General features: G+C 70.6%; 16 protein-coding genes. 4 read left to right on the top strand and 12 right to left on the bottom strand.

What is annotated here, in order from left to right:
• Window positions 1-411: 411 nt before the first annotated feature.
• The 3 genes from ACIQRL_RS37250 to ACIQRL_RS37260 form a co-directional block, all read right to left on the bottom strand.
• Complete coding sequence (locus ACIQRL_RS37250; protein WP_401340079.1) at window positions 412-1341, bottom strand: ADP-ribosylglycohydrolase family protein; 930 nt, start codon at window positions 1339-1341, stop codon at window positions 412-414.
• Between the two features lie 12 nt (window positions 1342-1353).
• The gene (locus ACIQRL_RS37255) at window positions 1354-2013 is read right to left on the bottom strand and encodes a histidine phosphatase family protein (protein ID WP_401340081.1); all 660 of its coding nucleotides are present in this window, start codon (window positions 2011-2013) and stop codon (window positions 1354-1356) included.
• A 106-nt stretch (window positions 2014-2119) separates the two neighbouring features.
• Window positions 2120-2725: a YdbC family protein gene (locus ACIQRL_RS37260; RefSeq protein ID WP_401340083.1), complete on the bottom strand. Its 606-nt coding sequence runs from the start codon at window positions 2723-2725 to the stop codon at window positions 2120-2122.
• A gap of 154 nt (window positions 2726-2879) precedes the next feature.
• Between ACIQRL_RS37260 and ACIQRL_RS37265 the strand changes: the two genes are divergently transcribed.
• Complete coding sequence (locus tag ACIQRL_RS37265) at window positions 2880-3413, top strand: TerD family protein (RefSeq protein WP_401340086.1); 534 nt, start codon at window positions 2880-2882, stop codon at window positions 3411-3413.
• Window positions 3414-3480: 67 nt separating this feature from the next.
• Here the strand turns inward: ACIQRL_RS37265 and ACIQRL_RS37270 are convergent, their stop codons facing one another.
• From ACIQRL_RS37270 to nrdR, 3 genes are all read right to left on the bottom strand, one after another.
• Entirely contained in the window at window positions 3481-4158 is a 678-nt protein-coding gene (locus ACIQRL_RS37270) for a DUF6215 domain-containing protein (RefSeq protein WP_401340087.1), read from the bottom strand.
• Between the two features lie 249 nt (window positions 4159-4407).
• The gene (locus tag ACIQRL_RS37275; RefSeq protein ID WP_401340089.1) at window positions 4408-7305 is read right to left on the bottom strand and encodes a vitamin B12-dependent ribonucleotide reductase; all 2898 of its coding nucleotides are present in this window, start codon (window positions 7303-7305) and stop codon (window positions 4408-4410) included.
• A 162-nt stretch (window positions 7306-7467) separates the two neighbouring features.
• Window positions 7468-8022 carry a transcriptional regulator NrdR gene (gene nrdR / locus ACIQRL_RS37280; protein WP_401340091.1) on the bottom strand — a complete coding sequence of 185 codons (555 nt, stop codon included), beginning with the start codon at window positions 8020-8022 and terminating at the stop codon, window positions 7468-7470.
• Between the two features lie 518 nt (window positions 8023-8540).
• Between nrdR and lexA the strand changes: the two genes are divergently transcribed.
• The gene (gene lexA, locus ACIQRL_RS37285) at window positions 8541-9317 is read left to right on the top strand and encodes a transcriptional repressor LexA (protein WP_103549644.1); all 777 of its coding nucleotides are present in this window, start codon (window positions 8541-8543) and stop codon (window positions 9315-9317) included.
• 701 nt (window positions 9318-10018) lie between these two features.
• Here the strand turns inward: lexA and ACIQRL_RS37290 are convergent.
• The 5 genes from ACIQRL_RS37290 to ACIQRL_RS37310 form a co-directional block, all read right to left on the bottom strand.
• On the bottom strand, window positions 10019-12037 hold the full coding sequence (locus tag ACIQRL_RS37290; RefSeq protein ID WP_401340093.1) for an ATP-dependent DNA helicase: 2019 nt from the start codon (window positions 12035-12037) through the stop codon (window positions 10019-10021).
• 88 nt (window positions 12038-12125) lie between these two features.
• The gene (locus ACIQRL_RS37295; protein ID WP_401340095.1) at window positions 12126-14414 is read right to left on the bottom strand and encodes an IucA/IucC family protein; all 2289 of its coding nucleotides are present in this window, start codon (window positions 14412-14414) and stop codon (window positions 12126-12128) included.
• Between the two features lie 57 nt (window positions 14415-14471).
• Window positions 14472-15299: a GNAT family N-acetyltransferase gene (locus ACIQRL_RS37300; RefSeq protein WP_401340098.1), complete on the bottom strand. Its 828-nt coding sequence runs from the start codon at window positions 15297-15299 to the stop codon at window positions 14472-14474.
• Window positions 15300-15338: 39 nt separating this feature from the next.
• On the bottom strand, window positions 15339-17360 hold the full coding sequence (locus ACIQRL_RS37305) for an IucA/IucC family protein (protein WP_401340100.1): 2022 nt from the start codon (window positions 17358-17360) through the stop codon (window positions 15339-15341).
• A 175-nt stretch (window positions 17361-17535) separates the two neighbouring features.
• Complete coding sequence (locus ACIQRL_RS37310) at window positions 17536-19008, bottom strand: diaminobutyrate--2-oxoglutarate transaminase family protein (protein ID WP_401340102.1); 1473 nt, start codon at window positions 19006-19008, stop codon at window positions 17536-17538.
• A gap of 355 nt (window positions 19009-19363) precedes the next feature.
• Between ACIQRL_RS37310 and ACIQRL_RS37315 the strand changes: the two genes are divergently transcribed.
• On the top strand, window positions 19364-20593 hold the full coding sequence (locus ACIQRL_RS37315) for a trypsin-like serine peptidase (protein ID WP_401340104.1): 1230 nt from the start codon (window positions 19364-19366) through the stop codon (window positions 20591-20593).
• Between the two features lie 273 nt (window positions 20594-20866).
• The gene (locus ACIQRL_RS37320) at window positions 20867-22051 is read left to right on the top strand and encodes a trypsin-like serine peptidase (RefSeq protein WP_401340106.1); all 1185 of its coding nucleotides are present in this window, start codon (window positions 20867-20869) and stop codon (window positions 22049-22051) included.
• 139 nt (window positions 22052-22190) lie between these two features.
• Here the strand turns inward: ACIQRL_RS37320 and hflX are convergent, their stop codons facing one another.
• Complete coding sequence (gene hflX / locus ACIQRL_RS37325; protein WP_401340108.1) at window positions 22191-23687, bottom strand: GTPase HflX; 1497 nt, start codon at window positions 23685-23687, stop codon at window positions 22191-22193.
• Between the last annotated feature and the right edge of the window lie 115 nt (window positions 23688-23802).

The raw sequence follows: 23802 nt of genomic DNA on the forward strand, positions 1-23802 counted from the left end.
GCTCGCCTTGGGACTCTTCAGCGGCGCCGAGGCCTCGTCTCCGGGCTCGGGCGTGGACGGTATGTCGGACAAGGGATCCCCTCCCAGCCGGTCGCCGGGCAGCCCACGTCGCGCCACCGCGGCGGGAAGGCTGCCGACCGGCGTCTCGTCGGCACACGCCCGCCATGATCAACGGGCGGGCGTGGCGCACAGGGTATCCACGGGCACGGCCGCCAAGAACGGGGCCGCACGGCTGTAGCAAGCCTGTGACACGGGCCGGGCACCGGGCCCCCGAGGCCGAGCCGAGGCAACTGCCTCCCGGGGCGCTCCGAGGCCTCTACGGGCTCGGCCCGAGCCTCCACCACCTCGCCCGGGGCCGCGCCCACGTGCCGACCGCGGCTGCAACGGCCCGGGAACCCCCTGACGTCCGCCCTACGCGTCGCCGTCCGGGCGCCCGGACGCGAGCCCCGGCAGCCAGCCCGGCAGCGCCTCCGTGGCTTCCAGCCATGCCCCGGGGGGCGCTCCGGCCTTCCCGGAGGCGACCACACCGCCCACGATGGAGCAGGTCGTGTCCACGTCGCCGCCGACCTGGGCGGTGACCCAGAAGCCCTCTTCGTAGTCACCGAGGGCACGGGCGGCCGACCAGAGGGCGAAGGGGACGGTGTCGTGAGCCGACGTACGCCGTCCGCAGCCCAGCACGGCGGCCACGGTCCCGGCGTCTCCGTAGTCGAGCATGTCCCGGGCGCGCCGCAGCCCGGCGCCCACCGCGCTGCGCGGTACGAGCGCGATCACGCCGTCGAGCAGGGCCTCGGCGCTCGGCGGGCCCGCCGGATCGGCGGCCAGTGCGGCGGCCGCGGCGACGGCCATGGCACCGACCACGGCCTCACGGTGCTGGTGCGTGGGATAGGCGGAGATCTCCGCCTGGTGGGTCGCCTGCTCCGGATCGTCGGCGTACCAGGCGCCCAGGGGGGCGATCCGCATCGCGGCGCCGTTGCCCCAGGAGCCCTGGCCTTTGAAGAGGGCCGCCGCAAGCTCCCGCCAGTCGCCGCCCTCCCGGACCAGCCGCAGCAGCCGGTTGACCGCCGGGCCGTACCCCCGGTCGAAGTCGTGGTGCTCGGCGAAGGAGCGGGCCAGTTCGTCCTGGTCGATGCGGTGGTGGGTGGCCAGAACCGCGACTACGGAGCAGGTCATCTCGGTGTCGTCGGTCCACTGCCAGGGTCGCGGCGGCAGCTCTCGGCGCTTCAGCAGCGGATAGTTCGCGGGCACGAAGAACTGTGAGCCCAGCGCGTCCCCCACCGCGAGTCCGCGCAGGCTGGCGAGGGCGCGCTCGAAGCGCCCGTCGGGAGAGGAGTCAGCGATCATCGCCCTGCCACTCTATCCGGTGGCTCCGTACGATTCCGGATCACGCCACTGCTCGAAGGGACGGTCGAGGGTGTATCTGCCGTCCTCCCCCAGAACGAGCATCCTCATCTCTCCGTTCCCAGGGTTGGAGAGCGACTCGAACTCGGCGACCGTCCAGTGGAACCAGCGCATGCAGAACAGCCGCATGGCCAGGCCATGGGTCACCAGGAGCACGTTCGGCGGATGGTCGGGGGCCTCGAAGCTGCGGTACAGGCTCTCCAGGAAGCCACCGACCCGGTCGTACACATCGGCACCGGACTCGCCTTGCGCGAACCGGTAGAAGAAGTGCCCGTACGCGTCGCGGTACGCCTTCTGCAGACGTACGTCGTCACAGTCCTGCCAGTTGCCCCAGTCCTGCTCCCGCAGGCGCGGCTCCTCGCGCACCCGGACGAGCCCGGGGTCCAGGTGAAAGGCGCGGAGCGTCTCGTGGGTGCGGCGGTACGGGGAGACGTAAACGCTTACCTGCTCCCCGCCGAAGATCTCGCGCAGCCGTTTGCCGGTGTTCTCCGCCTGCTGCCACCCCGTCTCGGTGAGCGCCAGAGCGTGGTCGGGCTCGCGTTCGTACACGGTGTCATCGGCATTGCCCACCGACTCGCCGTGCCGGACAAGGACGATGCGCCGTGGTCGTGCCATGCCAAGACCCTAGATCGTGTCGGCACTGTTCGAGCAGTCGTACGGGCCGCATACGGCACAGGTCACACCGTTCCCGCAGATCGTGATGCCCGGCGGAGGGGTGCCGTCAGACGATCCAGCCCGGTTCGAGCTGCACGATGTCGCCCGCGAGGGCGGCTATGTCGGCCTCGATCTGGGCGCGCAGCGCCAGCCTCTCCACCCGCTCGGCACGGTACTTGCCGTGCTCGGCGGCCGACTGCCACATGGACAGGACCATGAACTCGCTGCCGGGCGCCTCCCCGAACATACCCCGCACCATGCCGGGGGAACCGGCCATCGCGGGGTTCCAGACCTTCTCCTGCATGAGCGCGAAGTGCTCGGCGCGGTCCTCGTGGACACGGCAGTGCGCGACCCGGACCACATCGGAGTCCGTGAAACGCGGCTCGAAGCCGGTCTTCACGTCGAAGCGGTAGTCGAACAGCTTGACCTGGGAGTCCTTGAACGTGCCCGACTGCGCGGCGGCGAGCCGGTCATGGGACCGGGCCATGAAGGAGTCGTAGAAGGCACGGCTCTCCCAGAAGGAGAAGATGTGCGCGACGCCGGACCGCCCGACACTCCATCCTCCGCCCTGTCCCCGGAATCCCGGCTCCCCCAGAAGCCCCGCCCACTTTCGCTGCCCCCGCTCGAAACCGCGGCGATCGACCACGGTGCAGCGAATCCACTTGACCAGCACCGCGCCATCGTAAGGCCCCGGAACGTGGCGCCGGTCACGCTCCGGGCCTGTGGATCCGGGCGAGTGCCCCGGCGCGCGTGGCACGATGGACAACCGGCCCTACTCTCAGAGGAGTTGGTCCGGCGACTGTCGGGGCACGGGGAGGGGACATCCGGTGAACGGTCTCAACAAGGGTATCCGCAAGGTCGAGTTGGCGATCAAGTGGGATCCCAGTCCGGTAGGCGAGCCCGCGACCGATCTCGACATCATCGCGGCGACGTATCTGGCGTCCGCGCCGCAGGGAAATCCGGCCTATGTCGTGTACTTCGGCAGCCGTTCGCCGGACGGCACCATCTATCTGAACCGCGACAGCAAGGACGGCAAGGGCTTCGGCTGGGACGAGGTGATGACCCTGGAGCTCGACCGCCTGGACAGCCGTTACGCGCGCGTGGTCGTCGGTGTCCTCATCCAGCAGCGCACCGAAGCGAGGACCTTCGTCGGTGTCCTCAACCCCGGCTTCCGCCTGCGTGAGGGGTACACCGTCCTGACGGAGGGCGACTTCGGCGACGTGCTGGGCGCGACGGCCGCGACCATCGGGGAGTTCGTTCGCGACCACTCCGGGGAGTGGACGTTCCAGGCGGCCATCCACGGCTTCGACACCGACCCCGCGACTTTCGCGAGGGTCATGGGCAGCCCGCAGGAGGCGTGAGGCACAGCGCGGCGTCCTCGTTCCGGAGCCGCGCCGCCCTCCGGCCGTGGGTCCCGTCGGTGTGCGCTCAGCCGTTCTTCCAGCCCGGGATGGTCGGCAGCACCGTCTCGGCGACGCGGAAGAGCGCCGCGTCATCGGGCGTGACGTCGTCCTGACGCCAGATGGCGATCTCGAACGAACCGCCGCCGTCCTTCGCGTCCCTGGCGACCAGCAGACTGCGGGCGATACCGCCGGGGCCGGTCTCGGCCTTGCCGGAACCGAAGGTGAAGGCGATCGTCCGGTCCGAGGAGAGGACCGCGGGGTGGCCCAGGATCTGCCTCGGTTCGGCCGACGGCAGCAGGGCGAGATCCTGGGCGACGGAGAACTGGTCGTCGGAGGCCGACAGCTTCACGGAGTAGGTCTTCAGGATGACGGTCGCTTCGGGGGTGGCGATCTTGGTGCCACCGTCGAGGGTGATCACACTGTCGTTGCCGTCGGCCGTCTGCGCGTGCTCGTCGGGCGTCCCGAGGAGGGCCGGCAGGTCCGCGCGGTTCAGCGCCCGGCACAGCTGGGCCCCGGAGACACGCTTCGCCGGCCGGGTGTTCTGTCCCTTGGAGCAGGTGGCCGGTTCATCGGCGTTGTTCTGCGGAAGTACCCGCGACAGTCCCCATATGCCTCCTGTGACGCCCGCGACCAGCACCACCGCCGCGACCGCCTGGACCCCCGCGCCCAGGCCCTTCTTCGATCCGGCCATCTCGTCGGCCATGTCCCCCGCCCTCCCCATCGCGCTCCTTGCGCGCTGAGGGAGACTAGCCGTTGATCGTTTCGTGGGACACCCGAATTCCGCCGATGCCCGGACCGTCGCACCGCCGGACGCGCACCCCCGGGTGACGCCCCGCACGACGGGCCCTCCTCCGGGCACGACGGCCCGGGGCCGCCCCACGCCGAGGGCGGTGGAGCCGACTACGACTCCACCGCCCTGACCAGCTATTTCACGCCCGACAGGCGCTCGGCGTCAGCTGCAACCGCTCGTCGAACCGCAACCCTCGCAGATGTAGCAGGACCCGGCCCGCTGCATCTTCGTGCCGCAGGAGAAGCAGAGCGGGGCGTCGGCCTGGATGCCCAGCTGCATCTCCACCAGCTCGGCGCTGGTGTGGACCTGCCTCGGGGCGGGCTCGGCCGCGACGACCTCGGCCTTGGGAGCGGCGACGGCCTTCAGCTCCTGCGCGAGGGGCGCGGACTGGGCCAGGCCCTCGACGTCGACCTCGTCGTCGGAGGGTTCGTAGGAGCCCGTCTCCAGGTGCCGCTGGCGCTCCTCGGCGGAGTGGATGCCGAGCGCGGAGCGCGTCTCGAAGGGCAGGAAGTCCAGCGCCAGGCGGCGGAAGATGTAGTCGACGATCGACTGCGCCATCCGCACGTCCGGGTCGTCCGTCATGCCGGCCGGCTCGAAGCGCATGTTGGTGAACTTCGAGACGTACGTCTCCAGGGGTACGCCGTACTGCAGACCGACCGAGACGGCGATCGAGAAGGCGTCCATCATGCCCGCGAGGGTGGAACCCTGCTTCGACATCTTCAGGAAGACCTCGCCGAGACCGTCGTCCGGGTAGGAGTTGGCAGTCATGTAGCCCTCGGCGCCGCCCACCGTGAAGGAGGTGGTGATGCCGGGACGGCCCTTGGGCAGACGCTTGCGGACCGGGCGGTACTCGACGACCTTCTCGACCGCGGTACGGATGGTGTCCTCGGCCTTCGCCGTGACCTCCGCCTTCTCCTTCTCCTTGGTCTTGGCGGAGAGGGGCTGGCCGACCTTGCAGTTGTCGCGGTAGATCGCGAGCGCCTTGACGCCCATCTTCCACGCCTCGAAGTAGACCTCTTCGACGTCCTCGACGGTCGCCGTCTCCGGCAGGTTGACCGTCTTGGAGAGCGCGCCGGAGATCCACGGCTGGATCGCGGCCATCATGCGGACGTGGCCCATCGCGGAGATGGAGCGCTCGCCCATGGCGCAGTCGAAGACCTCGTAGTGCTCGTGCTTGAGGCCCGGGGCGTCGACGACATTGCCGTTCTCGGCGATGTGGGCGACGACCGCCTCGATCTGCTCCTCCTGGTAACCCAGGCGGCGCAGGGCCTGCGGCACGGTGCCGTTGACGATCTGCATCGAGCCGCCGCCGACCAGCTTCTTGAACTTGACCAGCGCGAGGTCGGGCTCGAGACCGGTGGTGTCGCAGGACATCGCGAGACCGATGGTGCCGGTGGGGGCGATGACGGAGGCCTGCGCGTTGCGGAATCCGTTCTTCTCGCCGAGGCGGACCACGTCCTGCCAGGCCTCCGTGGCGGCGGCCCAGATCGGGGTGTCCAGGTCGTCGACACGGACGGCCGTGGTGTTGGCGTCGGCGTGCTGCCGCATGACGCGCTGGTGGGGCTGCGCGTTGCGGGCGTAGCCGTCGTACGGGCCCACGACCGCGGCGAGCTCGGCGGAACGCTTGTACGACGTACCCGTCATCAGGGAGGTGATGGCGCCGGCGAGGGCGCGGCCGCCGTCGGAGTCGTACGCGTGGCCGGTCGCCATCAGCAGGGCGCCGAGGTTGGCGTAGCCGATACCGAGCTGACGGAAGGCGCGGGTGTTCTCGCCGATCTTCTGGGTCGGGAAGTCCGCGAAGCAGATGGAGATGTCCATCGCGGTGATGACCAGCTCGACGACCTTGGCGAAGCGCTCGATCTCGAAGGACTGGCGGCCCTTGCCGTCGTCCTTGAGGAACTTCATCAGGTTCAGCGAGGCGAGGTTGCAGGACGTGTTGTCCAGGTGCATGTACTCGCTGCACGGGTTCGAGCCGTTGATACGGCCGGACTCCGGGCACGTGTGCCACTGATTGATCGTGTCGTCGTACTGGATGCCCGGGTCGGCGCAGGCCCAGGCGGCCTCGGCCATCTTGCGGAAGAGCGACTTGGCGTCGACCTCCTCGATGACCTCGCCGGTCATGCGCGAGGTGAGACCGAACGAGCCGCCCGACTCGACGGCCTTCATGAACGTGTCGTTCACGCGGACCGAGTTGTTGGCGTTCTGGTACTGGACGGACGTGATGTCGTCGCCGCCCAGGTCCATGTCGAAGCCCGCGTCACGGAGGGCGCGGATCTTCTCCTCCTCCTTGACCTTGGTCTCGATGAAGTCCTCGATGTCGGGGTGGTCGACGTCGAGGATGACCATCTTGGCCGCGCGGCGGGTGGCGCCGCCCGACTTGATCGTTCCTGCGGAGGCGTCGGCACCGCGCATGAAGGAGACGGGACCCGAGGCGTTGCCGCCCGAGGAGAGGAGCTCCTTGGAGGAGCGGATGCGGGAGAGGTTCAGGCCGGCGCCGGAGCCGCCCTTGAAGATCATGCCCTCTTCCTTGTACCAGTCGAGGATCGACTCCATGGAGTCGTCGACGGCCAGGATGAAGCAGGCGGACACCTGCTGGGGCTGCGGGGTCCCGACGTTGAACCAGACCGGGCTGTTGAAGCTGAAGATCTGGTGCACGAGGGCGTACGCCAGCTCGTGCTCGAAGATCTCGGCGTCGGCGGGCGAGGAGAAGTACTTGAAGTCCTCGCCGGCCTTCCGGTACGTCTTCACGATGCGGTCGATGAGCTGCTTGAGGCTCACCTCGCGCTGCGGGGTGCCCACGGCACCGCGGAAGTACTTGCTGGTGACGATGTTGACCGCGTTCACCGACCAGAAGCCGGGGAACTCGACGCCACGCTGCTCGAAGTTGACCGAGCCGTCGCGCCAGTTGGTCATGACGACGTCACGGCGCTCCCACTCCACCTCGTCGTACGGGTGCACGCCGGGGGTGGTGTGAATGCGCTCGATGCGCAGTCCCTTGCTGGCCTTGGTTCCGCTCTTTGCGCGGGAACCTCGTGCCGGACCGCTCGCCGTCTCTGTCATTGCCGCCTCCCAGTAACAGCTAAAACGCGCTGAAGTGCCACGAACTTCCCGTGGCACCGTCTGTGTCTGATGCCGCGGGTGCCGTTGGTACGGCCTGACGCAGCAGGTCTGTGGTCGCCGCCCGCGGGCGGGGCCGGACGCCCCTCAGGGGCCGCCCCGCGGTCAGTCGGCGGCGGTGGCGGGCACCGGAACCTCGACGGTTCCGCCGCGCCCGCGGTCGGTCTTTTGGGGCACCACGTCCGGGTCGTCGTCGTCGACGACGGCGGGGCGCTGATCCACCTGCCTGAGTTCCGCGATGGCGGCTTCGAAGTCGTCGAGCGAGTCGAAGGCCCGGTACACGGACGCGAACCTCATGTAGGCCACGAGGTCGAGTTCCTGCAAGGGTCCGAGTATGGCCAGCCCCACGTCGTGGGTGGTCAGTTCGGCGCTTCCGGTGGCTCGCACGGCCTCTTCGACCCGCTGGCCGAGCTGGGCGAGCGCGTCCTCGGTGACGGGCCGCCCCTGGCAGGCCTTGCGCACGCCGTTGATGACCTTGATCCGGCTGAAGGGCTCGGTCACACCGGAGCGCTTCACCACCATCAGCGAGCACGTCTCCACGGTCGTGAAACGACGGGAGCAGTCGGGGCACTGGCGGCGCCTGCGGATCGACGTGCCGTCGTCGGTCGTACGACTGTCGACGACGCGGCTGTCCGGGTGCCTGCAGAAGGGGCAGTGCACGGCTCCAACCCTCCTTCACAGCGCGACTCAGGGACCTCGTGGGACCTCACCGGCCCCTCGAAGCAGCCTCAAGCATAGGCGATACCCGGGGGTCCGAAGACCCGGGGGACCACAACTTCTGGGATGCCACCGAAATCCAACCACTAGATGTGGGGATCGGCCCGTGAAATCACCCACGACGCGCGTGTCGTACACGTAAGGGCACGTGCCGCACAGGCATACCCATCCCGGACACACGGGGATAGCGTGGTCGGCGCACGGAAGGGGGCCGGTTCCCGGCCGGTCGGCCATCGGATGGCAGACTGGGCGGCGGCCCAGGTCAGTCGGCACGACCGCCGCCTCCGGCGCTGAAGGGTACAGCAATAAGCCCTTTTGTCCGCCAGGCGCGTCGCCAGCCATACACCCAGACACATGCTCACGTCAGGCAATTCGCGTTTTTTCACTCGAACGTGTGTTTGGCGCAACCTTTCGAAAGCAACTACCGTTGTCCAGCAGGGAGACCATCGAGAGGGGCCGACGTGACCACCACCGCAGACAGCGCCACCATCACCGCCCAGGACCGCTCCCAGGGCCGACTCGAGCCGGTGCATGTGATGAACGAAGCCGCGAATCATGAGGGGCCCAAGCGCTCCCTGCCTGGCCGACCTCCAGGCATCCGGGCCGACAGCTCGGGACTGACGGACCGGCAACGCCGGGTGATCGAGGTGATCCGGGACTCCGTGCAGCGGCGCGGCTACCCGCCGTCGATGCGGGAGATCGGGCAGGCCGTCGGCCTTTCCAGCACCTCCTCGGTCGCGCATCAGTTGATGGCACTGGAGCGCAAGGGCTTCCTGCGGCGAGACCCGCACCGCCCGCGCGCGTACGAGGTGCGGGGATCCGACCAGTCCTCGGTGCAGCCGACGGACACCGCCGGAAAGCCGGCCGCGTCCTATGTACCGCTCGTCGGCCGCATCGCCGCCGGTGGCCCGATCCTCGCCGAGGAATCGGTCGAGGACGTTTTCCCTCTCCCACGCCAGCTGGTCGGCGACGGAGAGCTGTTCGTCCTGAAGGTCGTCGGTGACTCGATGATCGAGGCCGCCATCTGTGACGGGGACTGGGTGACGGTCCGCCGCCAGCCGGTCGCCGAGAACGGCGACATCGTCGCCGCGATGCTGGACGGCGAGGCCACGGTGAAGCGCTTCAAGCGCGAGGACGGGCACGTGTGGCTGCTGCCGCACAACTCGGCCTACCAGCCGATTCCCGGCGACGAGGCGACCATCCTCGGGAAGGTCGTCGCCGTACTGCGCCGGGTGTGACACCGCGATGGGCGGACTCCCGCCCCCGCCCCTGACCGGGCCCCGGAACCAACTGCGCCGGTTCCGGGGTCCTGTGCGTTATCTGGCCGGGGGCCTTCACCGGGCTCCACTGGTCCTTCGATCGTGGGGTGCCGGTGTTCCATACGCCGCTGCCGCATAGGCACGGAGCCAGGGGCTCCACGCGGCTGGTGGGCATGGGGCTCGGGCTCGGTGCGGCTTCCGGGCACGAAGCCCCCAGGACTTCATGCGGCTCATGGGCATGGGGCTGCGGGGCTTCATGCGGCTCGTGGGCATGGGGCTGGGGCTTCATGCGGCTTCTGAGCGCGAGGCCCAGGGCTCCATGCGGATCGTGGGCATGGAGCTCGGGCTCCGTGCGGCTTCCGGGCATGGGGCTCAAGGTTTCGCGCGGCCGGTGGGCATGGGGCTGGGGCTCCGTGCGGCTTCCGAGCACGAGGCCCAGGGCCTCACGCGGCTTCCGGGTATAGGGCTCAAGGCTTCGCGCGGCTTCCGGGTATGGGACTCAAGGCTTCGCGCGGCTTCCGGGTATGGGGCTCAAGGCTTCGCGCGGGTCGTGGGCACGGGGTTCACGCTCCTTGGGACTCCCGGGCAGGAGGCCCAAGGCTTCACGTGACTCGTGAGCGCGGGGCTGGGGCTTTGTGTGGCTCGTGTGTCAGGTTCAGGGCGCGGGCCGGACCTTGGTGCTACGTGTCCTCCGGGTCATTCGCGGGCTCGGCTGTCTGCGCTGACGTCTCCTCGATCGCCCTCGCCTTCTCGTCGATCGCGGCGAGGGATCTGCGGACCTGGTGGGGGTCCGTGGTGGACCAGAAGTCGGGGAGCGAGGCCTTCAGATAGCTGCCGTAGCGAGCCGTGGCCAGACGCTGGTCGAGTACGGCGACCACGCCCCGGTCGCCCGAGGCTCGTACGAGACGGCCGGCGCCCTGGGCCATGAGGAGTGCGGCGTGCGTGGCGGCGACGGCCATGAAGCCGTTGCCCCCGTTGTCCTCGACCGCCTTCTGGCGGGCGCTCATCAGCGGGTCGTCCGGACGCGGGAACGGGATCTTGTCCATGACGACGAGCTGACAGCTGGGGCCCGGCACGTCCACGCCCTGCCAGAGCGAGAGCGTGCCGAAGAGGCAGGTCTTCGGGTCGGCCGCGAAGTTCTTGATCAGCTCGCCGAGGGTCTCCTCGCCCTGGAGAAGGATCGGGAACTCGGGGATGCGGGTCCGCAACTCCTCTGCCGCGAGCTGGGCCGCGCGCATCGAGGAGAACAGGCCGAGGGTGCGACCGCCGGCGGCCTGGATCAGCTCGGTGAGCTCGTCGAGCATGTCACCGCGGTCGGCGTCCCGCGCGGGGCGCGACAGATGCTTGGCGACGTAGAGAATGCCCTGCCTGGGGTAGTCGAAGGGCGAGCCGACGTCGATGCCCTTCCACTGGGGAAGGTCCTCGCCCTCCGTGCCTTCCGGGGCGAGCCCCATCGACGCTCCCACGCCGTTGAAGTCGCCGCCGAGCTTGAGGGTGGCCGACGTCAGGACGACGGAGCGGTCGGCGAAGAGCTTCTCCCTGAGGAGACCGGACACGTTCATCGGAGCGACCCGGAGTGAGGCTCCGAAGCGGTCGTGACGTTCGTACCAGACGACGTCCCATTCGGAGCCGTTGGCGATGCGCTCCGCCACGGCGTGCACGGCCTCGACGGACGCCAGCGCCTGCTTGCGTACGGCGTCCTCGTCCTGGACGGACTTGTCGCGGGTGGAGCCGATGGCCGTGATCACCGTGCGGGCGGCGTCACGCAGCGCCATCAGCGCGTACCCGAGGTCCTCCGGGATCTCCTCCAGGCGTCCCGGCAGAGCCAGCTCCATCAGGCGCTCGAAGCCCTCGGCGGCGGTCTGGAGCTGGTCGGCGGCCTTCTCGTTGGCGAGCTTCGCGGCGCGTCGCACCGCGCGGTTGACCTGCCCGGGCGTGAGCTCGCCGGTGGCGACTCCGGTGACCCTGGAGACCAGCTCGTGCGCCTCGTCGACGATCAGCACCTCGTGCGGCGGAAGGACCGGCGCGCCCTCGATGGCGTCGATCGCGAGCAGCGCGTGATTGGTGACGACGACCTCGGCGAGCTTGGCCCGCTCGCGGGCCATCTCGGCGAAGCACTCCGCTCCGTAGGCGCATTTGGTGGCGCCGAGACACTCCCGGGACGACACGGACACCTGGCCCCAGGCCCGGTCGGAGACACCGGGCGTGAGGTCGTCGCGGTCACCGGTCTCGGTCCCGTCCGACCAGTCGCGCAGCCGCAGCAGGTGCTGCCCCAGCTTGCTGGTCGGCGCGGCCGCCTCGAACTGGTCGAAGAGGCCCTCTTCCTCGTCCTGAGGCACGCCCTCGTGCAGGCGGTGCAGGCACAGGTAGTTCGACCGGCCCTTCAGCATCGCGAATTCGGGGCGGCGGCGCAGCAGCGGGTGCAGCGCGTCGACCGTGCGCGGCAGGTCCCGCTCCACGAGCTGGCGCTGGAGCGCCAGGGTGGCGGTCGCCACGACGACCCGCTCCCCGTGCGCGAGGGCGGGCACCAGGTAACCGAGCGACTTTCCGGTACCGGTGCCCGCCTGCACCAGCAGGTGGGAACTGTCGTCGATGGCACCGGCGACGGCTTCGGCCATCGTCACCTGGCCGGGGCGCTCCGTACCGCCCACGGCGGTGACGGCAGCATGCAGGAGTTCGGGGAGTGAGGGCTTTGTCATAGCGATGCCAGCCTACGGGGCGCCACTGACAACCGAGCGATCAAGGCCGGAACCGAAGACATGATCAAGCCGGGCGCGGGCCGGGGGATCACGGCTGGTGGAGGGGGTTCGGGACGGTGCCGTGGACGACCGCGTGCGGGCGCGCCGGACGGTCGCGGTAGCCGTCCATATGCAGCCGGTTGCGGTTCAGGCACAGCCGCTCGATACGGGGAGTGAGCAGGTCGAACATCTCGTGGCGGTCCTTGAGCTCGGGAAATCGGGTCTGGTGGCGGATGATCTCCCCTCGTACGAGGGACCAGAATTCATCTTCGGGAACGCCCAGTTGCTCCTCGCAGAGCGGCGCGAGGTAGCGGAACACTCCTACGAAGAGCGCGGAGTGGATGAACTGGATCAGGAAGGCCGGCGGCTCGGCCAGCAGGACCCGCCGTACCTCGTCCGGCATGGAGGCGTGCTCGGGCAGGGGCTCCGCACTCACGTTGATGTCGTCCACGAAGTCCTTCATGGCGAGCCGCACCGGCACGTCATGGTCGTCGAAGACAACGATCACGTTCTCGCCATGTGGGTTGAACACAGTGCCGTACCGGTACAGAAAGTGCAGCAGCGGTGGCAGGAGCACGGCGAAGAGCCGGCGCAGCCAGGATCTCGGCGCGAGTCCGGAGCGGGCGACCAGCTGGGCGGAGAAGGAACGGCCCTCCCGGTCGGTGTGCAGCAGTGCCGCCAGGGTGCGGGCGCGTTCGCCGGGGGCCAGGTGGCGGGAGAGCGGCTCACGCCAGATCGCCCCGAGCAGTTCCCTGTACTGGTAGGGCACCTCGGGGAGGGAGTCGTACACCGGATGCCCGACGGTCACCGAGGCGACCTCGCCGAGCAGGATCACCCCGCAGGTGTCCCGCAGGAACGGGTCGGCGGCGCGCAGGGCGTGCATCCAGGTGGTGACGGCGGGCGCGGCGAGCGTCCGCCGGGTCGGAAGGCCGCGCCACACCAGGGTGTTGAGGACGGACAGCGGCAGCTTCACGGTGTGCCGGTCCGGGCGGGAGACGTTGAGGAAGGTACGGACGGACTGCTGGGCCAGTCGCAGATCCCCGTCCGAGTGCAGCGGCACGATCGCGTCCGTGGCGATCTGTGCGGCGAAGAGGGGCAGGACGACCTCGTCCCACTGCCAGGGGTGCACGGGCAGGTAGAGGTACGCCTCCGGGGCGAGACCGCGCGCGCGGAGCACCGCGTCGAACGACTCCCGCGTGGCCGGGGCGAGTTCGTGCGCGTACAAGCGGTCGGCGGTGTCCAGGCCGCCGGTACCGCGGTAGGTGGCGAGTCCGGCGTGCACGGCGATCCACGGAAGGGGCGTCGCTCTGCGGGCCTCCGGTGCCCAGTGCCCGGCGTCCCGTGCGGAGAAGCCGAGGCGGCCCTTGTTCAGCACGAGCCATGGGTGGCCGGTCTGGTGGCCCTCCAGTTCCGCGTATCCCAGGTCGGCCAGTTCGGCGGCCGTGAGGGCTTCGTGGTCGAGGCGGGCGTCCGCGGCGAGCGTCGTGCCGAGTTCTCGGATGCCGTGCCCGAGCGTCGCCCCGTCGAGCCCCAGCGTGCCGCGGGCGCGCGTGAGGAAGCCGACGGGGTCACTGAACGGCCGGAGTTCCGCCCCGCTCTCCGTGAGCGTGAGGGAGTCGGGGTCCACCCGCCAACTTCCGTACGCGGTACGGCGTGCGCGGAACGACAGACCGCCGCCCGCGTCGAGACGGACGACATACGGGGCGTCTGCGGCACCCGTGGCCCCGGTACCGCCGGTGGCTCCCGTGACACGAGCGAGGCCCGTGACACCCATGGTCCCGGTGACACCGGTGATGCTCGTGGTCTCGGTGGCGCCCGTGGTGCTCGTGACACCCGCGACACCCTTGATGCTCGTGACCCCCGTGACACCCGTGATGCTCGTGACCCCCGTGGCCGCTGTGGTCCCGACGCCGACCGTGACATCTGTCCTGCCCGGGGCGCCCGTGGCCCCGGTGGCCCCCGCGGCGCTTGTGACACCGGTGGCACCGGTGCCCCCCGTGGTCCCTGTGGTCCCGACGCCGACCGTGACATCCGCCGCGCCCGGGGCGCCCGTGGTCACGGTGGTGCTCGTGGCGCCCGTCGCGCCCGTCGCGCCGGCAGGAGCCGCTTTCGCGGCGGACGCCAGGTCCGGCCGCGTCTGGGGTTCCGGCTCCGGCTCCGGCTCCGGCTCCGGCTCCGGCTCCGGCTCCGGCTCGATGATCCCTTCGTACGCGAACTCGCCGATCATCTTCGCGAGCAGACGGCGGCCGGCCCGCTCCCAGCGGTCTGCGCGCAGTTCGGGCGGGTCGTACAGGGTGGGCGTCTCACGGGCGGCCGGGGTGGCGGAGGGATGCGACACGGAGACTCCTCGGCAGGGAACCGGATCGGTGCGAGCAGTGAACCAAGAGTGACGGCTCTACAACAGATCGCGCAGGGCCCGGTCCCGGATCATGAGGGCCGCCCGCTTGTCGGGCAGATCGACCTCGGCGGCGAACCGGAAACCGGCGCTCAGGAACGCGGACACGGAGGGGGTGTTGCGAAGATCGGGTTCCGCGACGACACGGGCGCACGAGGGACGTTTGTCCAGTACGTGATCGGCGACGGCTCTGAGCAGGGTCGAGCCGAGTCCTCGTCCCCGGTCGGCGACACCGCCGATGAGCAGGTGGATTCCGGTGTCGTGGGGTCGGGCCGGGTAGTGGCGCGCCAAAGGGTCGAGATCCGCGCGATAGATCTCCCAGTAGCTCATCGGGGTGCCGTCCAGCGCCCCGAGGCACGGAACGCTGCGTCCGTCGCCGTCGAACTGCCGGAGCAGATGTTCCTCGACCACGGACTCGGGTCCCGCCAGTTCCCAGAACGCCGCGACGGCGGGGTCGTTCATCCAGCGGTGGAGGAGCGGGAGGTCCCGCTTCGGGCACACGGGGACGAGGTGGAGGACGCCTGCGGGTGTCCTGGCCGGACCCCAGCCGCCGACACGGTCGAGCAGGTCGTCCCCGTCCGAAGTGCCGTCCGAAGTCCAGTCCGAAGTCCCGTCTGGTGTTGCGGCCGCGTTCCCGTGCCGGGATTCGGTGTCCCCGGCGAAGAGTGCGAGGAGTTCGTCGGGGATGCGCAGGTCGAGCGTGTCCTCGCAGTCCGTGCCGGCGCCGGGTTCCGAGCCGGTGTCCACGCGGGATCCGGGGCCGGATCCGGGGGCGGGTCGGGTGGCGCGGGCGCTACCGGCGTCGGTGCTCGCATCGGTGGGAGGCACGGCGACGCTCCTCTCGGGAGACGGGGTGGGTCATGTTCCTCAGGAATGAAGGGGGTTGGCGATGGTGACGTAGACGGACTGGGTGTCGACGGGGCCGACGAGTTCGTCGAGGCCGTGCAGCCGGGTGAGCAGGTTGGCCTTGCAGCGCAGGACGGGTGAGTCGAGCAGCAGGGCGGGGAGCGGCGAGCGCAGCCGGGCCGGGCCCGTGGCGACGCCGGCGAGGAAGCGCCGGAACGCGGCGATCAACAGCCTTTCGTCGGCGAGGCGTTGGGAGCCGAACGCGCCGATGAGCCCGAGCACGTTGTTGATGGCGAGGTAGTAGGCGAAGCGTTCGTCGGTGACCTCGTCGGGGACGAAGGTGTCGCTGTGCGCCCCGATGCCGGGCAGCCGGGCGTCCAGTTCCGCCCGCCGGGACTCACGGAAGTAGTAGCCCTGGTTGTCCCGGTAGCGGCCGCCCGCGGGCCAGCCTTCCGCGTCCAGCAGGAGCAGGGTGTTCTGCTGGTGCGCCTCCAGAGCGATGCCCGCCTCGCTGTCCAGCCAGAGCACGGGGCGTACGACCTGTTCGAGATAGCGCAGGAACCACTCCGTGGCGACGGCGCCGCGCGGGCGGCCGGTGCGGGCGGCGAGCCCGGTGACGGTCTCGGTGAGCCGGGACCGCATGAAGGGGCCGCGCTCCGCCGGGTTGTGCGTGCCGAGACGGGCGTACGGACGGGGCGAGACCAGGCCCGCGACGCAGCCGATGTCGTCCGTCGGCCCGAACGGATTGTGGCGGATCATCACGTCCAGCCCGGGGAGCGGGTTGCCGTCCTGGCCGTCGACGGCGAGCCAGGACGGGTCGCGGACGATGTCGAAGCCCGGGTGGACGGCCTGCCACTGCTCGAACAGGCCGCCGCGCAGCAGTCGGTGCACCTCCACGCCGCGGTGGAGCTCCTTGCGGAGGTTCTCACGACGGGAGTTGGTGATGCGCAGGCCCAGCGACAGCTTCAGCATCGCGGGAGCGCCGGAGCGGTAGACCGTGCGGACGGAGGAGGTGGGGTGCCAGGGGGCGCCCCGGGGACCGAGGTCCTGGAGGAGCCCGGCGTCCAGCAGGGCCGCTGTCTCCGGGCGATGCCGGACTTCGCGCATCTGCCAGGGGTGCAGCGGCAGTACGGCGGCGTACCCGTCGGGGAGGGCCGGGCCCGGCCCGGCCAGCCGGACGGTCAGCTGCTCCGCCGTCACGGGACGGCCGCGCTCCGTCCAGGCCGAGTCGGACGCCAGCACCGAGGGGGCGACCGCCATCCAGTGCAGGGGGAAGGAGCCGCGCAACTCCGGTGAGTAGAGGCTGCCTTCCGCGTCGGAGAGACCGTCGCGTCCCTTCGGTGTCGGGTGCAGCGGGTGGCCGAGGAGCAGTGCCTGCTCGGCGGCGAGGAAGAGGTCGGCCGTGTCGGCGGGGTGCTCCCTGCGGTCCCTGATGAACACCGCCGTGCGCCGGACCGAGTCGGCGACGCGGCCGACCAGGTCGGCACTCTCACCGGCCGGGTTGTCCGCGTTCCGGGGATCGGGGTCGCCCGGTGCCGCTCCCGCCCCCTGGTCGGCGGTCGCCGGGTGGCTCGTGTCCACGGCCGGTGCGGCGACGACCGTCTGCCGTGCGAAGAGGGCCGCCACCGTCACCGCGTCGACGGCCGGCGCCCGGCCGGGGGCGTCGGCGAGGCGGGGGAGGCCGAAGCGGTGCCAGCCGGAGGGGGACCAGTGGCGGACGGGAACGAGCAGGGTCGCGGCGCTGGCCGGAAGGGGGACGCGAAGGGTGCCGTCGTCGGGGGCGGGCAGGTTGTTCTCCCGTACCCAGCAGCGCAGCAGGTTCTCGACCGCCGCCGCCTGCGCCGCCGTCCTCGGGTCGGGGTGGTCCAGCAGGTCGAGCAGATCGAGCGGGTCGACGGTGGCCCCGCGCGGCCGTTCGGGCGCCCTGGCCGCTTCCATCTGCCGGGGAACGGACTCCGATCCGGGCAGGTGCGGGACCGGTGTGCCGACGGCCGCTCGCTCGTACGGGGAGGGAGGGCTGTCGGGTGCGGGGGTGGCGTTCACGAGAATTCCTTGCGGGTCGTTCGGGCTCGTACGACGACGAACCGGGGCGGAACCGGGGCTCGTTGGGCTCTTGGCGTTCCTGGGTGGGCCGCCGTCGAGGAGTCGGCGGTGGGGACGGCGGAAGGAAAACCGGCCTGGACGGCAGAGGTGGCACCAGGTCGAGGCCGTCGGACCGTCATCGCGGACCGTCGGCACCCCGTGCCCCGTCCCGCCCGAGCCGCCGGTCCCCCTGTGCCACCGCTCTCACCGCGTCCGCCAGCCGGTCGAGCACGGCGGACGTCTGTTCGTCGCTGATCGTCAGCGGAGGAAGGAGACGCACGACGCTCGAACGGCGGCCCCCGAGTTCCACGATCAGGCCCCGTCGCAGGCACTCCCGCTGGACGGCGGCCGCGAGTTCCGGGGCGGCGGGGCGGGGGCCCTCGGGGGTGGGGCCGTCGGGGGTGGGCTGCGGCGGCCCCTCGGGGGCGACGAGTTCGAGGCCGATCATCAGACCGCGGCCGCGTACGTCACCGACACAGGGGAACTCCGCCGCGAGACCCCGGAGTTGATCCAGCATGCGGGCCCCGACGGTGGCCGCGCGTTCGGCGAGGCCGTGCTCACGTACGTACGCCAGGGTGGCGGTGCCCGCGGCCATGGCCAGTTGGTTGCCGCGGAAGGTGCCGGCGTGGGCGCCGGGCTGCCAGACGTCGAGGTCGTCGCGGTAGACGACGACGGCCAGCGGCAGGCTGCCGCCGATGGCCTTGGACAGGACCATGACGTCCGGGGTGATCCCGCTGTGTTCGACCGCCCAGAACGTCCCCGTCCGGCCCACGCCCGTCTGGACCTCGTCCGCGATCAGCGGGATGGACCGGGCCGCCGTGATCTCACGCATCCGCCTCGTCCAGGTGTCCGGAGCGGGAATGACCCCGCCCTCGCCCTGCACGGGTTCGAAGATCATCCCGGCGGGGACCGGTACGCCCGACTTGGTGTCGTCGAGGAGGGACTCCGTCCAGCGCGCGGCGAGTTCGGCGCCTCGCTCGCCGCCGATGCCGAAGGGGCAGCGGTAGTCCTGCGGGTAGGGCAGGCGCGCGACGCGTACGTCGGTCGCGCCGCCGGAGGCTTCGAGGGCGCCCGCCGTCATCCCGTGGTAGGCGCCGGTGAACGCGAGCATGCCGGTGCGGCCGGTGGCCGCGCGCACCAGCTTGAACGCGGCCTCCACGGCGTCCGTCCCGGCCGGTCCGCAGAACTGGATCCGCGCGCGCTCGGCGAACCGCGGGGGGAGCGTACGGAACAGTTCGGTGGTGAAGGCGTCCTTGACCGGTGTCGCGAGATCCAGGACGTGCAGGGGCGCCCCCGAGTCGAGGACCTTTCTGATCGCCTCCAGGACAACGGGATGGTTGTGCCCGAGGGCCAGGGTCCCCGCTCCGGAGAGGCAGTCGAGATAGCGGCGCCCGTCGGCGCCCTCGATCGTCAGGCCGCGGGCTCGCACCGGAACGATCGGAAGGGCGCGCGCGTAGGTTCGTGCCGCCGATTCGCGCGCCGACTGGCGCCGCAGAATTCCCTCGTGCGCCGTGCGCGCCCGCTCGCTCGCTCCGGCGCCGGCATCCCGCGCCCCTTCCGGTTCCCCTGGCGCCCCCACCGGCACCACCGCTGACTCGGTCACGGCCACGACTTCAGGTCCTCCCGCTGTCCAGAGGCGAGTTGTCAGGGGGTCCGAACGCAGGCGGCAGGCCCCCCGTACGTACCAACGACGTCACACGCGTTGGGAAGCGGGTGAATTCGAGGTTCCTTGCCGGTTCATCACCGCGTTCCTCGCCGGGGTCGAACGGGTGGGCCCTTGATGACGTTCCGTCAGGACAGCAGGTCCGGCGGGCGCGCCCCCCCGTAGCTGAACCGTTGCCGTTCCGTCGGACGTCCCGCACAGCGACCGCATAGTCTTTGATGCCGTTCGGTCGTACCGGACGAACCGCTCAGGCACCCGCAGACGCACCGCACAGTCCCATACGCTCAGGGGGAGTTACTCCATGCGATCCATACGCCCGCCCTTCGCCGCCCGTCGAGGCAGGAGCGCGCGCCGCAGAACGTCCCCTTTCCTGGCCGCCGTCGGCCTCGCCGCGGCCCTCATGCTGACGGCCACCGCCTGCGGCTCGGGCAGTGACACGGCGAGCAGCGTGCCGAGCGTCTCCGCGTCCCAGGACGGTGACGGAAAGATCCAGATCCCGGACGACATCAAGAACAAGCTCAAAGAGCACGGCATCGATGTCGACCAGTGGAAGCACGGCGCCTGGAAGAACTGGGACAAGCGCGAATGGCTGCGCCAGGCCGACGACTTCATCAACCCGATCATCAAGGGCCTGTGGGACCCGGCCCGGATGCGCGGTGCCGACGACCCGGACAAGAACAAGGGCGTCGACGACGCCGATCTGACGGGTGACCAGGGCGTCACCGACCCGGAACCGGCCCCGGTGACGGCGCGGGCCGTGCAGACCTCCTACCACGCCCATGTGCCCGAGGCGGGCAAGGTGTTCTTCGACTCCCCCGAGGGCACGATGGTCTGCTCGGCGACGGTGGTCGAGGACCCGGCGCACCCGGGCAAGTCGAACCTGGTGTGGACCGCGGGCCACTGCGTGCATGCCGGCAAGAAGGGCGGCTGGTACCGCAACATCGCCTTCGTGCCCTCGTACAACGACTCCGGTAGGACGGCGGCGCAGATGCAGAACGCCCCGCGCCAGGAGGTCGCTCCGTACGGCGTCTGGTGGAGCGACTGGGCGCAGACCTCGGACCAGTGGATCGAGCGGGGCGGTTCCACCGGCGGCCAGGGTGCCTCGTACGACTACGCGGTGCTGCACGTGACGCCGGAGAAGGGCAGCGGTGGCAAGTCCCTTGAGGAGACGGTGGGTTCGGCGCTGCCGGTGAACTTCAACGCTCCGGCCGTGCCCAAGGTGTCCAGCATCACGGCGACCGGTTACCCGGCCGCGGCGCCGTTCGACGGCCAGAAGCTGTACCAGTGCACGGACAAGCCGGGACGGCTGTCGGTCGCGCAGGCCGACCCGACGATGTACCGCATCGGCTGCACGATGACCGGCGGCTCCTCGGGCGGCGGCTGGGTGGCCACGGGCTCGGACGGCAAGCCGGCGCTGGTGTCCAACACCTCGATCGGCCCGGTCAAGTTCGGCTGGCTGGCGGGTCCGCGGCTGGGGGACGTGGCCAAGGGCGTGTACGACTCGGTGAGCGCGAAGTTCGCCGGGCGGTGACGCGCACGACGTAGGCGACGTAAGCGACGTAACAGGGTTCGGGCGGACGGCGGTGGAACGGGGCACGGGAACGGCCACCGGCCCACCGCCGTCCGTCCTCGATCGGTCGGGAGATCCGTCCTCGACAGGGCGGGAGATCCGTCCTCGACAGGGCGGGCGCCGTGGCGTGTCGCGTTCGGGCGGTCTCCTCGGAGAGCCGCTCCACGCCCGACCGGCACGAGCGACAGGTCCGACCAGCACAGCGACAGAGCTTCGACCGGGGGGTACACCACCATGCGTTCTTCAGGACGGCGTCGTACGGTCCTCGCCGCCACCGGCCTCTTGGCCGCCCTGGCGCTCACCGCGACCGCGTGCGATTCCGGCGGCGGCCGGGCGAGCGGCGGGTCCACCGCCTCCGCGGCACAGGGGTCGGCGAGCGGCGACGACACGATCAAGATCCCGGACGACATCAAGAACAGGCTCAAAGAGCACGGCATCGATGTCGACCAGTGGAAGCACGGCGCCTGGAAGAACTGGGACAAGGACAAGTGGCTCAGTGAGGCCAAGGACTTCGTCAACCCCGTGATCGACGGGCTGTGGAAGCCCGAGCGGATGAAGTCCGCCAAGGACCCGGCCAAGACGATCTCCGCGCAGGACGCGGCGGCCGAGCAGGGCGTCAGCGACCCGGAACCGGCTCCCGTCGAGGCCCAGGCCGAGAAGACCCCGTACCACGACCACGCGGCGCCGGTCGGGAAGGTCTTCTTCGACTCCCCCGAGGGCTCGATGGTCTGCTCGGGCACGGTCGTCAAAGACGTGAACCACCCCGGCAGGTCCAACCTCGTGTGGACCGCGGGCCACTGCGTGCACGCCGGCAGGAACGGCGGCTGGTACCGCAACATCGCCTTCGTGCCGTCCTACAACGACCAGGGCAGGTCCGCGGGGCAGCTCGGTGGCGCCTCGGCCTCGGAGATCGCGCCGTACGGCCAGTGGTGGGCGGACTGGGCGTCGACCTCCGACCAGTGGATCTCCGGCGGCGACGAGACGGGCGGCGCGGGCGCCCCGTACGACTACGCCGTGCTGCATGTGAAGCCGGAGCACGGCGCCAAGTCGCTGGAGGAGACCGTCGGCAACGCGCTGGACGTGGACTTCTCCGCGCCCTCGGCCCAGGAGGCCGGGACGATGGGCGCCTGGGGCTACCCGGCCGCGCCGCCGTACGACGGACTCAGCATGTTCAAGTGCGTCGACCAGCCGGGCCGCCTCTCGCTGAACCCGGCCCTGCCCTCGATGTACCGCATCGGCTGCACCATGACCGGCGGTTCGTCCGGCGGCGGCTGGTTCCGCGTCGTCGGCGGCAGGACCGAGCTCGTCTCGAACACCTCGATCGGCCCGGCGGGCCACACCTGGCTGGCGGGACCGCAGCTCGGCAGGGGCGCCCAGGCCCTCTACGAGCGGATGAGCAAGGAGTACGACGGCCGGTAGGCACCCACGAACGTACGGTCGGCGCCCGCTCGTGGGCACGCATGTCCAACGGCGAAGGCCCGCCCCTCGGCAGGGGCGGGCCTTCGTGCGTCGGGGCGATCGCGCGGCGAACCGCCGACCGGGGTGCTTACCGGGGTGTTTACCGGAGCGCGGGCGCCGGGACGTACGGTGCGAGGTCCGCCGCCAGCTCCTCGTGGACCCGCAGCTTGAGCAGCGTGCCCTCCCCGGTGTGCTCCTCGGAGAGCACCTCGCCCTCGGTGTGGGCGCGGGCGACCAGCTTGCCGTGCGTGTACGGCACGAGCGCCTCGATCTCGACCGAGGGACGCGGCAGCTCGTTGTCGATCAGCGCGAGCAGTTCGTCCATGCCCTGGCCCGTACGCGCGGAGACCGCGATGGAGCGGGTCTCCATCCGCATCAGCCGCTGGAGAACCAGCGGGTCCGCCGCGTCCGCCTTGTTGATCACGACGATCTCGGGCACCTTGGTCGCGCCGACGTCACGGATGACCTCGCGCACCGCGGCGAGCTGCTCCTCGGGGGCCGGGTGCGAGCCGTCCACCACGTGCAGGATCAGGTCGGAGTCACCGACCTCCTCCATGGTGGAGCGGAACGCCTCGACCAGGTGGTGCGGCAGATGGCGTACGAAGCCGACCGTGTCGACCAGCGTGTACAGCCGGCCGCTCGGGGTCTCGGCCCGGCGCACGGTCGGGTCGAGGGTCGCGAACAGCGCGTTCTCGACCAGGACGCCCGCGCCCGTGAGGCGGTTGAGCAGGGACGACTTGCCGGCGTTGGTGTAACCGGCGATGGCGACCGAGGGCACCTTGTTGCGGCGGCGCTCCTGGCGCTTGATCTCGCGGCCGGTCTTCATCTCCGCGATCTCCCGGCGCATCTTCGCCATCTTCTCGCGGATACGGCGCCGGTCCGTCTCGATCTTGGTCTCACCGGGACCACGGGTGGCGAGGCCGCCGCCCTTGCCGCCGCCCATCTGACGGGACAGCGACTGACCCCAGCCGCGCAGCCTCGGCAGCATGTACTGCATCTGCGCGAGCGCGACCTGCGCCTTGCCCTCTCGGGACTTGGCGTGCTGGGCGAAGATGTCGAGGATCAGGGCCGTACGGTCGATGACCTTGACCTTGACGACGTCCTCGAGGTGGATCAGCTGGCCCGGGCTCAGCTCACCGTCACAGATCACGGTGTCGGCGCCGGTCTCGATCACGATGTCCCGGAGCTCGTTGGCCTTGCCGGAACCGATGTACGTGGCCGCGTCGGGCTTGTCACGGCGCTGGACCACGCCGTCGAGCACGAGCGCTCCCGCGGTCTCCGCGAGCGCGGCCAGCTCGGCCAGCGAGTTGTCGGCGTCCCGGATGGTGCCCGAGGTCCAGACACCGACGAGGACGACGCGCTCCAGGCGGAGCTGTCGGTACTCGACCTCGGTGACGTCCTCGAGTTCGGTGGAGAGGCCCGCCACACGCCGCAGCGCCGCGCGCTCGGAACGTTCGTACTGCTCGCCGTCCCGGTCTCCGTCGATCTCGTGGCTCCAGGCGACGTCCTCTTCCATCAGGGCATCGGCCCGAAGACCTTCGGGGTAGTTCTGCGCGGGGGTCTGCGCGTCCTGGGAAGGGGAAGAAGAGGAGGTCATTGGATCCTTACGTAGGTGGGGAGAGCCGCGGGCCGACGAGAGTCGTCCGTCAAAGGGAACAACGCCCGAGGCCACCGGGAGATTCCCGGTTCCGGCCGGGCCAACCCTCCGAAGG

Origin of the sequence: Streptomyces sp. NPDC091209 (assembly GCF_044757755.1) — a bacterium.
Classification (GTDB): domain Bacteria; phylum Actinomycetota; class Actinomycetes; order Streptomycetales; family Streptomycetaceae; genus Streptomyces.

Coding starts and splice junctions, on each gene's coding strand:
- ACIQRL_RS37250 (WP_401340079.1), bottom strand. CDS start 1,341: ATGATCGCTGACTCCTCTCCCGACGGGCGCTTCGAGCGCGCCCTCGCC.
- ACIQRL_RS37255 (WP_401340081.1), bottom strand. CDS start 2,013: ATGGCACGACCACGGCGCATCGTCCTTGTCCGGCACGGCGAGTCGGTG.
- ACIQRL_RS37270 (WP_401340087.1), bottom strand. CDS start 4,158: ATGGCCGACGAGATGGCCGGATCGAAGAAGGGCCTGGGCGCGGGGGTC.
- ACIQRL_RS37275 (WP_401340089.1), bottom strand. CDS start 7,305: ATGACAGAGACGGCGAGCGGTCCGGCACGAGGTTCCCGCGCAAAGAGC.
- ACIQRL_RS37290 (WP_401340093.1), bottom strand. CDS start 12,037: ATGACAAAGCCCTCACTCCCCGAACTCCTGCATGCTGCCGTCACCGCC.
- ACIQRL_RS37315 (WP_401340104.1), top strand. CDS start 19,364: ATGCGATCCATACGCCCGCCCTTCGCCGCCCGTCGAGGCAGGAGCGCG.
- ACIQRL_RS37320 (WP_401340106.1), top strand. CDS start 20,867: ATGCGTTCTTCAGGACGGCGTCGTACGGTCCTCGCCGCCACCGGCCTC.
- hflX (WP_401340108.1), bottom strand. CDS start 23,687: ATGACCTCCTCTTCTTCCCCTTCCCAGGACGCGCAGACCCCCGCGCAG.